We start from the raw sequence: 9313 nt of genomic DNA, 5'->3' as shown, positions 1-9313 counted from the left end.
AAAAATTTTTTGAGCTGTAAGGGCTCAAAATTTTCCAGAATAACTTTTTAACTTACACAGTTAGTGAGACACTACCTCAAAACGCATGTGCCATCTGTTTTTGTAATTTCAGTGTTCTCTTTCTTCGCCGGAGATTTTTTTTGATCTGCAGGTTTAGGTTCCTCTTTCAGCCCAACATCTATTATTGAGGATTTTGAAGAAACATACAGAAAAATAACTTCTGCGAAGATCTCCTGATGGTCGTTCCATTCTGCAGTATATTCACCACGGTCAGGGTTCTTGGGATCATTTCCTATTCTCCCTGTCTGTTCCATTTCTTTTGTTAGAGGGGTATACACGATCTGCCTATCGGCTTTGAAAGTATGAATCTGATTATACAATAAATCATTGTCACCTACTAAATCGTGCTCCCATATACGGAGATTATACTTTTTGCCAACTAAATCCTTTCCTTCAATAATAACCTGTATGGTTTCTCCGAATTTTGGTGTTTTTGTAAATGTCTTTCCTTTTCCATCTGCTAACTTTACACTTGCAATATTTCCTTTCTTATCGGCTTGGTTATTGGGAGAACTTGGTTTTGTAGATGCTTTTGGAGTATCTTTTTTGGGTTGAATTTTTGGTTTAGCCGTTCCATTATTTCCGGTTTTTGGTGTACCAGGTTTTGAAGCAGGCGGAATGTATCCCGGATTATCGGCATTGACGTTTCCTGAGCTATTTATCTTTCCATTATATTCGGCTGTTACATAGTATTCGTGCTGTTTTTTATTATCCTCTCTTTTATTGGCGAGAGAAATAAAAGTTGGGCTTAAAGAAAAAATCCACGTGGCTTTTCCATATTTATTAACTTCAGTAGCAGGAGATTGGGTTATATATTGATTGTTCTTATTGTGACCCCCTTTTACAGTGTCATCTTCCCACAAAGTGAAAACGACTTTTTCACCTTCCATTCCTTCACATTTTGCAATCGCTTTCAAGCGATCTCTGTAGCTTAGTGCTTTGGTAATTTTAGATCCGTCTTCATATGTAAGGCTGACTCCTACAATATCTTTTTCTTTTTGCTTCGGCGGCTCTTCATTTTTTTGTGGTCGAACAATCATTGACATCGGAGAATTTCCTTCAGGCTTATAGAGGTAACCTTCGATTTTATAGGTAAATTGATGTGCTTTTGGTCCAAAAGTAAAATGATTGATGCCTTTTTTCTTAATATTTGTACTTTCGTATCCGTTATCTCCTTTTACAAATAATTCCCATGTTACTTTCGCAGGAATTCGATCAGAAAGAGGAGTTTCAGGATACCATTCCTCAACTTTATAGAAAGTTTTTTTTCCAACTTTAGGATTTGTATGTCCTGCTATTTTATAAACGCCTTTTTTTGCCATGATCTTTAAATTTTTAATTACCAAGCATGTGGTTCGTCCGACTGATTGATTTCTTCCTTGAATTCTTCAAAATCCATAACAGGATTATAAGCCTGCTGCTCCCGGGAATCTGCATTGTTGATGTTGCTTTTTCCGGCTTCGCTCTGTTGTCCGTGCTTTATAACCGTTATTTTCCCGCCTGCTGCACATATCAGTTCAGATATTTCGGTAAGAACACTTTTTTCCAACACTTTTACTTTTTCATAAGTTTTTGTCCATTTGCCGGCAGGTGAATAAGTGCAGGGATTTCCATTTTTCACACTGCAGGTCCCGAACGGCATGGCGCTGGGATTAAAGGTGAGATCATCTTCTGTCACGCCAGATAATCTGCTTCACCCTGTTCGTCATTCCAATAGTGTTTCTGATGGCTGGTTACTTTAAAATTGGGGAATTTCGAACCTTGATCACAACACGCCTTTCCTTTTTGCACCACAAAATAGGTACTGTCATGTTCACTGGAACTGCTTTCATTTTGCTTCTTCTCTCTTTTTTCTGTTTGGCTGTTATCAGCTATTTCCGGATTTTCTTCCGGTTGGGAATCTTCTTCCATTGTATCCTGTCCTTCATCGACCTCTTCATCATCACCGTTAAAATTACCATCAACAAAATCAGCCTCATTTTCTAACAGTGAGAAATCAGATTCAAAAGAATCTTGGTTTCCGGAGGACAAATTATTTTTGTCAGGAAATTTCTTCATCTTGTGTTAGTTTTAAAGTTTGTTTTCTATAGAGTTCATTGTCATTCCATAAGCTTACGGAAGCTTCTGCCTCAAGCATCTTCTTGGTCTTTTTGTCTGTCAGATACCACAGTTCTACCTGGCTGTTTGCCGGTTCATCAGATTCTTCATTAAATGATATTCCGCGGATTATTTCCTGAAGGCAGAACGGATCTTTGATACTTCCTTTCAATAAAGTTTCTACCGTTTCGGTGTTTTCGTGATTGTATTCTGCACTCATAATACATTTTAAGTGAAAAGAATTCTGAACGAAGTGAAAATCTTCTGTCCAGTTATTGGTCTTATAAAACCATTCTGTTTTTGGAAAAAGCAGCTGGTAGAGCAATGCAGAGGAAAATTGTTTCAGAATGAATTCCTGATTCTCCAGACTTGCATGAAACTTGTCCAAATAGGTTTTATAAATTTCACCAATGAAAAAGTCTTCCAGATCGGGTCTTCTTTTCTCAAACCTTTGTCTCAGCTTTTCAAATTCAAAAATCCCGGAGATCTTTCCCTGAACATACACCATGAAGGAAATAGGGTAGATGCTCTCCATACAAGCTAAAGATATAAGGCTCATCTTGTCATTGGGCGTAGCCGTATTTTTCGTAAAATCATAGCAGCGTACATCTGCTATAAGATATGGTAAATTGGTTTCCCGGTTTATTTTAAAATTGATATTAATTTTGTATTCAATGACCAGATCATTCCCAAGTGAATTTGAAAAAGTTTCTTTTACAGAATAGTTGTCCGCATAAAAATCCTTGGTAACATCGGGTGGAGGCAGTTCTTTCTTCTTTTCTATGATTAATTCCTCAGGGCTTTTATAGGCTTTGGGAACAAAGATCTGCCTAACGCCAACCAGATTATCGAACCACAATTTATCCATTCTGTTGCAATGGCTGTTGTGGAAATCCTTCAGTTGGTCACTGGTCATCCCAATGGTTTTTCCTATTTTTTCCAGGGTGTCTCCTGGCTGTACTTCATGTAGCAAAATGTTTTCGTTCATCATGGTTATTTTTTTAAAACATATTTCAGCCTTATAAATTTAATGAATAAATGCCAGGAATTTACACAGCAAATCACAATTTTAAAAATTGTAGTACTTCTACGACATACATTTGACTGTTCTCAGAACTATCGGAATGATAGTGTATAAGCCTAAAGAAGAGTTTCAATTTTTTTATAATATCGGGATCACAGGGAACGATATATTAATTTATACATTTCCATTCCGCTTATACTTCTGATGAGTTTTTTTCATGTGATTAAGTTATTCTGTATTGGAATATGGTATTTCTCCATAGAAAATTAAACGATCATAATCCTGCGAAGAACGGTGAAACCAACTGATATCATTATCACTCATCTTCTAACCTAATGATCAGTATGCTTCTTTTGAAACTTTCTCCAATTAAGCAAACTTTCTTTGTAATTCAGTATAAATACTGATTTCTATTAGTATCCAAAAACCTTATTTTTGAAAAGTTAAAGTCTTAGTTCTTAGATTAAATTTTAACAAATAATAATCTGCATTAAATAAAATTATATTGTTTTTATTTTTTAAATTATGCTGATATATTTTATTGATGTATTAATAAAAAAGTTATATTTGTGTCAAATCAATGAATGTTAATTTTGTTAATATTAACACTATAGAAACTAATAATGAAACCTCAAAACCCTGAAATATTAAATCACTCTGAAAAAACTATCCTCTTTTTAAAATTCTAAACACATTATACGCCAGGTTTTTTGGCATATCACTAAGTCTGTTACTTCTTGTGTGTGCTTATCTCAATTTAATTGGGATAGGAGCCTGAGATTTTTATCTCTTAAAATAAAACTATAAAATTTTAATTATAATTAAAAAAAACTAATTATGGACGGAACAATTGGAGAAATCCGGCTTTTTGCCGCAAACTTTGCTCCCAAATCATGGCAGTATTGTAATGGCGCTTTATTGGCCATCAGGTCAAATACGGCTTTATTCGCAATCCTAGGGAATACCTATGGTGGAGATGGTCAGACTACTTTCGCGCTGCCGAATCTTGCGGGCAGGTCTGCTGTCGGAGTAGGGCAGGGTCCCGGCTTGTCTGCTAAATACAGTCTGGGAACTACGACGGGAACAAATTCTGTACAGCTGACTACGGCCAATTTACCTACACACATCCACGCTGTTGCAGGAAGTATTCAAATTCCGGCGTATTCGGATGAGGGTGACTCTGGCACACCGGCAAATAACATCCTCGCATCAAAGGGTGCTATGTACAATCAAAGTCCGAATTCTACGACAAGACCCCTTCCGTTAACCTTACAGATTGGTGATTCAGGAGGAAACAACGCACTTACTTTTGTTCAGCCTTCGCTAGGAATGAATTATATCATTTGCCTTTACGGAGTGTTCCCTTCAAGAGGATAATCATTGAAATTTAAAAAAATTAATAACACTTAAAAATATCATTATGGAAGGTTATATAGGAGAAATCCGGATGTTTGGTGGAAATTTTGCTCCTCGTGGATGGGCTTTTTGCGACGGAACACTTTATAGTATATCAGAATATACTGCAGTATTTTCAATATTGGGCAATAATTTTGGCGGAGACGGCCGGACTACATTCGGAGTGCCGGACCTTCGGGGAAGAATTGCAGTAGGGACCGGTACGGGTAATAATCTTACTGAAATAGAGTTAGGAGAGGTAGGTGGATCCGAGACGGTCACGATGACCATGGCACAAATGCCTGCGCACAACCACACTGCAACAGGAACAATCTCATTTCCATGTTTTTCAGATGAAGGTAATACAGGTTCTCCGGCAGGTAATATACTGGCAGGTTCAGAAGCTGCTTACTCTACCCTGGAACCAGACACTTTCATTGCACCTGCTACCACATCGGGTTATACATCGACTACAGGAAACAATATTCCATTTAGTATTATACAGCCTGTGCTGGCAACAAACTACATTATTTGTCTTGAGGGCTATTGGCCGCCAAGACAGGATTAATTCATTAAATTATTAATAGAAAAACAATTATTATGGAAGGAACCATGTCAGAAATAAGAATGTTTGCCGGAAATTATGCTCCCAAAGATTGGGCATTATGTCAGGGGCAGGCAATGGCAATCAATACCAATCAGGCACTTTTTGCCCTCTTGGGGAATACTTACGGAGGCGACGGGATCACCAACTTCATGCTGCCGAATTTGGCAGGAAGGACCGCGATGGGCACCGGAATAGGGGTAGGAACAAAAGTATTTCAATTAGGAATGATGGTAGGGACTGAAACGGTAACCTGCGATATACAGCACATGCCCGCGCATACGCACGCGACAGGATCAGAAGCCGTTTCTATAAAAACGTCTTCAAATCAGGGAAATACCGGTTCTCCGGCAGGAAGTGCACTTGCGTCACTGGACGGCTTATATTCCAGTGATCAGCCGGACAGCAGTATGAGACCATTACCCAATAATACATTAACGTTAAGCATTTCAGGAGCGGGACAGCCGATTAATATTCGCCAACCTTATCTCGGAATCAATTACATCATCTGTACTTACGGAATTTTTCCCTCAAGATCATAACCAGCATTTATTTACTCAATCGGTGGCAAAGCAATTTTGCTGCAGAATGATTTTATCGACAACATGAAAATAGCTTTACTTTTACCCAGGTCTGTCATTTATCCTTCTATTTCGTTCGATATTATGGACGGTTTTAAACAATCCCTCAAGAATATAGAACTGGAAGGATATCATGAAATTATTTCGGCGGGAATTGGGGTTGCTGCAAAAAACGAAGAAATTTATGATCAGTGCGAACAGTTTTTGCTGGCCGGAACAGATGTCATCATCGGATATATGAATCCTTTTTCAGCAGAATTCGTGCATCCTCTTTTTGAGGCTTCCGGAAAAACACTGATTGTCCTGGACAGCGGTTATCATTTTCCCAAATTCAGTGAAAAGCTTTCAAATGCATGGTTTATCTCTCTTCAGGGCAGTCTTTGCACACGGGTGATCACACACAAAGCCATTGAAGAAGGATTCAGGAATTTTGCATTCAGCTGTTCCTTTTATGATGCGGGGTACCGTCCTTCATATGTGTTTGCGGCCGCTGCTGAAGAAAAGGGAGGATCGGTAGTGTTTAATCATATTACCTCTCTGAAACGTTCTGATTTTACATTAAAACCACTTACGGAATTTCTTGAAAAAGAACGGAACACTGCAGTACTGGCAACTTTTTGTGGTGACATGGCCGAAGACTTTTTTGCAGAAAGCAGTGAAGCTTCGGGGCAGTATAAAGTCTATGGAACAGGCTTTACTTCCGAGGAAACATGGCTGGGAAAGATACCATATCCTGGTTACGACTGGAATGCAGCGGCAGCCTGGTCCAGAAATTTAAAGAGTCCTGAAAATGAAACTTTTGTAAGTATAATGGACGGAATTAAATATGGAAAGGCCAATCTGTTTTCCTTGCTGGGATGGGAAGCTGCCCGGTTTATAGGGCTTGAAAATACGGACTTCGATGGAATGACCATTCATTCACCGCGCGGAAAAGTATATATGAATCCTGCAAACGGATTTTCGGAGGCTGAAGTTTACTACGCAACCGTTTCAAAAAATGAAGATACGGGAAATTGTATTTTAAAAGACATTCACGCAGCTTCCGTCACGGAAACCGAACGTGAAGCACTGGAACGTAATATTGAATACATCAGAACGGTAGAAGCCAATACATGGCTTAACGCTTATGCCTGTTTAGAATCATGACAGGCGCATTTAAAATAGCAGTTCTATGTAACAACCGGATGGCATTTCCGGCTTTGCAGGCTTTACAGGCTGCAGGCCGGCTTTGTGCGTTAGGAGTTCCTGATAACAATATGGAAGTCATAGATTTTTGCACTCTGCTTTCAAGGCAGTCCGGGATCCCTTTATTTTTGATGACTAAGGAAAGCTGCACCGATCGGATAAAAGAAATAATGAATACCGGGGCCCATACTGTTTTTACCATGACTTTTCCCTGGAAAATTTCCTCTGAAATTCTCACATTGTATCCCGGTACATTTTACAATTTTCATTACGGTCTTTTGCCCGAAATGCGTGGTGCGGATCCGGTCTTTGAAACGATAAGGAGCCGTTCGGGGCAGTCGGGGATTACCGTTCATGCTATTGACCGGTTTATTGATAAAGGAGCGATTATCCTTAAAAAAAATATTGCTGTGACCCAGGATATGACCCATGGTGCACTGTGCACTCATCTGTCGTGGTTAGGGGCTAACCTTTTAAATGAGCTTTTAAACCTTCTGCAAAATAAATTTCAGGGAACGGAACAGCATGAAGGAGAGGCAAGGTATTATCATAAGCCAGGCATTTCCGATGTGTGTATTTCTTGGGAGAAAAATGATGCTGAAACCATCGAAGCCTTGGCAAGAGCCTGTAATCCATGGAATAAAGGTGCCTATACCCAATGGAACGGATGGAACATCAGGGTATTGGAAGCAACCCCTATTCAGAATATAGAACATACTGCCGGACTTCCGGGAACCATCCTGTATCTGAATAAGGAAAATGGATTAATTGTTAAATGTAATCAGAACTCACATCTGAGATTAGATATTGTTTACACCGAAGAGGGCTTCATGAGCGGACATCGATTATCCGCTTTCGGGCTCAGGGAGGGTGAGAAATTCCTCAATTTATAACTTAAATATAATTTAAAATGAAAAACTTTTATTCTACACTCAAAACGTTGGCGAAAGCAGTCGTCATAACGGGAGCGTCGTTGTTGGGATATGCCCAGGCACAGACAACGCTCTCTCCCGGAGGGATCGCGTTTACCTCGTACGATTCTACTTCTACCTCGGTAGATGTATTCTCATTTGTGCTGCTTCAGCCTATTTCAAGCGGAACACAAATAAGCTTTACCGACAGGGGATACCAGGGAGGTAACGCATGGCAGGCAGCCGGATCTACAGAGTCTGCTGTTACATGGACGAGCGCCACTGCACTACCGGCTGGTACCGAAATATACATTTCAGCGTTGTCGGCCTCTATTTACAATCCTTCAACAGGCACATCCACACCTCATGGTACCGTGGCGCTTACTAACGGAACATCTTCTAATGGTCTGGTGCTATCATCTGTAGGTGATCAGATCATTGCATTCCAGGGAGGAAACGGTAGTGTTTCAGGTGCTAATGTAACCTGTATTGCCGGGATCAATTATTTCTATACAGCAGGCTCTACAACCGCTGCATGGAATAGCGATGCCGTTGGAAGCCCTAATGCTTCGTTAATGCCGCCTGGTCTTACAGGAGGAACCAGTGCATTCTATACAGGACCGGTATCTGGTGTCACTGTGGCCAGATCTGGGAAGTTTAACTGTACAGGAGTGCCGACTTCAACTACTGCTAATATAAGAACAGCAGTGATGAACAACGCCAACTGGACGCTCAGTACTGCTGCAGGATCACAGTATTCAGGGTGTACATTTTTCGCCAGCAATCCTGTAATCACGGCAAATCCCGCAAACAAGACCATATGCGCAGGAGGAACGACCAGCTTTACGGTTACTGCCACAGGAGCTAGTTCTTACCAATGGTATCAGAATTCCGGTTCCGGATTTATTGCTTTAACCAATACGGCTCCTTATTCAGGAGTGACAACCAATACTTTAACCATTACAGGAGCTACTTCAGCAATGAATGGTTACCAATACCGTGCGGTGGCAATAGGTGCGGGTAATGCGACTTCTACCGCTGCTTCATTAACGGTGATCAGCATCAATACGACAGGGAGCAAAGTTGATGTATCTTGTAATGGAGGCTCCAATGGTGTCGCTACGGTTGTACCGTCAGGTGGTGTTGCGCCTTACAGTTATTCTTGGGCGCCTTTCGGAGGTACGGCTGCAACGGCTACCGGACTATCCGCAGGAACCTATACTGTGACAGTAACCGATAACTCCGGCTGCCAGACTACAAGAACATTTACAATTAATCAGCCTGCCAGTGCAGTAAGCGGAACAACGGTAGTAACCAATGTAGCTTGTAACGGTGCTTCTAATGGAGCAATCAACCTTACACCTGCCGGTGGAACAGCGCCTTACACCTTCAACTGGGGTGGCGGAGTAACCACAGAGGACAGAACCGGGTTAGCTGCGGGAACATATACGGTAGT

9 protein-coding genes and 1 pseudogene are annotated in these 9313 nt (G+C 40.5%); 6 read left to right on the top strand and 4 right to left on the bottom strand.

Annotated elements, in window-relative coordinates; genetic code table 11:
• Positions 1-71: 71 nt before the first annotated feature.
• From MKJ01_RS18525 to MKJ01_RS18510, 4 genes are read right to left on the bottom strand one after another with little or no spacing between them, the layout of a single operon-like run.
• Entirely contained in the window at positions 72-1382 is a 1311-nt protein-coding gene (locus MKJ01_RS18525; RefSeq protein ID WP_241615358.1) for a hypothetical protein, read from the bottom strand.
• 17 nt (positions 1383-1399) lie between these two features.
• Complete coding sequence (locus MKJ01_RS18520) at positions 1400-1738, bottom strand: DUF4280 domain-containing protein (protein ID WP_241615360.1); 339 nt, start codon at positions 1736-1738, stop codon at positions 1400-1402.
• Entirely contained in the window at positions 1735-2118 is a 384-nt protein-coding gene (locus MKJ01_RS18515; protein WP_241615362.1) for a hypothetical protein, read from the bottom strand. Before MKJ01_RS18515 ends, MKJ01_RS18520 begins: the two co-directional genes overlap by 4 nt.
• The gene (locus tag MKJ01_RS18510) at positions 2102-3148 is read right to left on the bottom strand and encodes a LysM domain-containing protein (RefSeq protein WP_241615363.1); all 1047 of its coding nucleotides are present in this window, start codon (positions 3146-3148) and stop codon (positions 2102-2104) included. The genes MKJ01_RS18515 and MKJ01_RS18510 overlap by 17 nt, the downstream gene beginning before the upstream one ends.
• 870 nt (positions 3149-4018) lie before the next feature.
• Here MKJ01_RS18510 and MKJ01_RS18505 point away from each other — a divergent pair.
• The 6 genes and pseudogenes from MKJ01_RS18505 to MKJ01_RS18480 all read left to right on the top strand — a co-directional run.
• Positions 4019-4558: a phage tail protein gene (locus MKJ01_RS18505; protein WP_241615364.1), complete on the top strand. Its 540-nt coding sequence runs from the start codon at positions 4019-4021 to the stop codon at positions 4556-4558.
• Between the two features lie 43 nt (positions 4559-4601).
• On the top strand, positions 4602-5144 hold the full coding sequence (locus tag MKJ01_RS18500) for a phage tail protein (protein WP_241615365.1): 543 nt from the start codon (positions 4602-4604) through the stop codon (positions 5142-5144).
• A gap of 32 nt (positions 5145-5176) precedes the next feature.
• Positions 5177-5722, top strand: coding sequence for a phage tail protein (locus MKJ01_RS18495; RefSeq protein WP_241615366.1), 546 nt, complete (start codon positions 5177-5179; stop codon positions 5720-5722).
• Between the two features lie 63 nt (positions 5723-5785).
• Positions 5786-6907, top strand: coding sequence for an ABC transporter substrate-binding protein (locus MKJ01_RS18490; protein ID WP_241615367.1), 1122 nt, complete (start codon positions 5786-5788; stop codon positions 6905-6907).
• Positions 6904-7839 carry a formyltransferase family protein gene (locus MKJ01_RS18485; protein WP_241615368.1) on the top strand — a complete coding sequence of 312 codons (936 nt, stop codon included), beginning with the start codon at positions 6904-6906 and terminating at the stop codon, positions 7837-7839. The genes MKJ01_RS18490 and MKJ01_RS18485 overlap by 4 nt, the downstream gene beginning before the upstream one ends.
• 17 nt (positions 7840-7856) lie before the next feature.
• A pseudogene (locus tag MKJ01_RS18480) lies at positions 7857-9313 on the top strand (hypothetical protein); the annotation flags it as partial.

Source organism: Chryseobacterium sp. SSA4.19 (assembly GCF_022601875.1).
Taxonomy (GTDB): Bacteria; Bacteroidota; Bacteroidia; order Flavobacteriales; family Weeksellaceae; genus Chryseobacterium.
The sequence above is the reverse complement of the archived record's forward strand: the minus strand, read 5'-3'. Positions and strand labels throughout refer to the sequence as shown.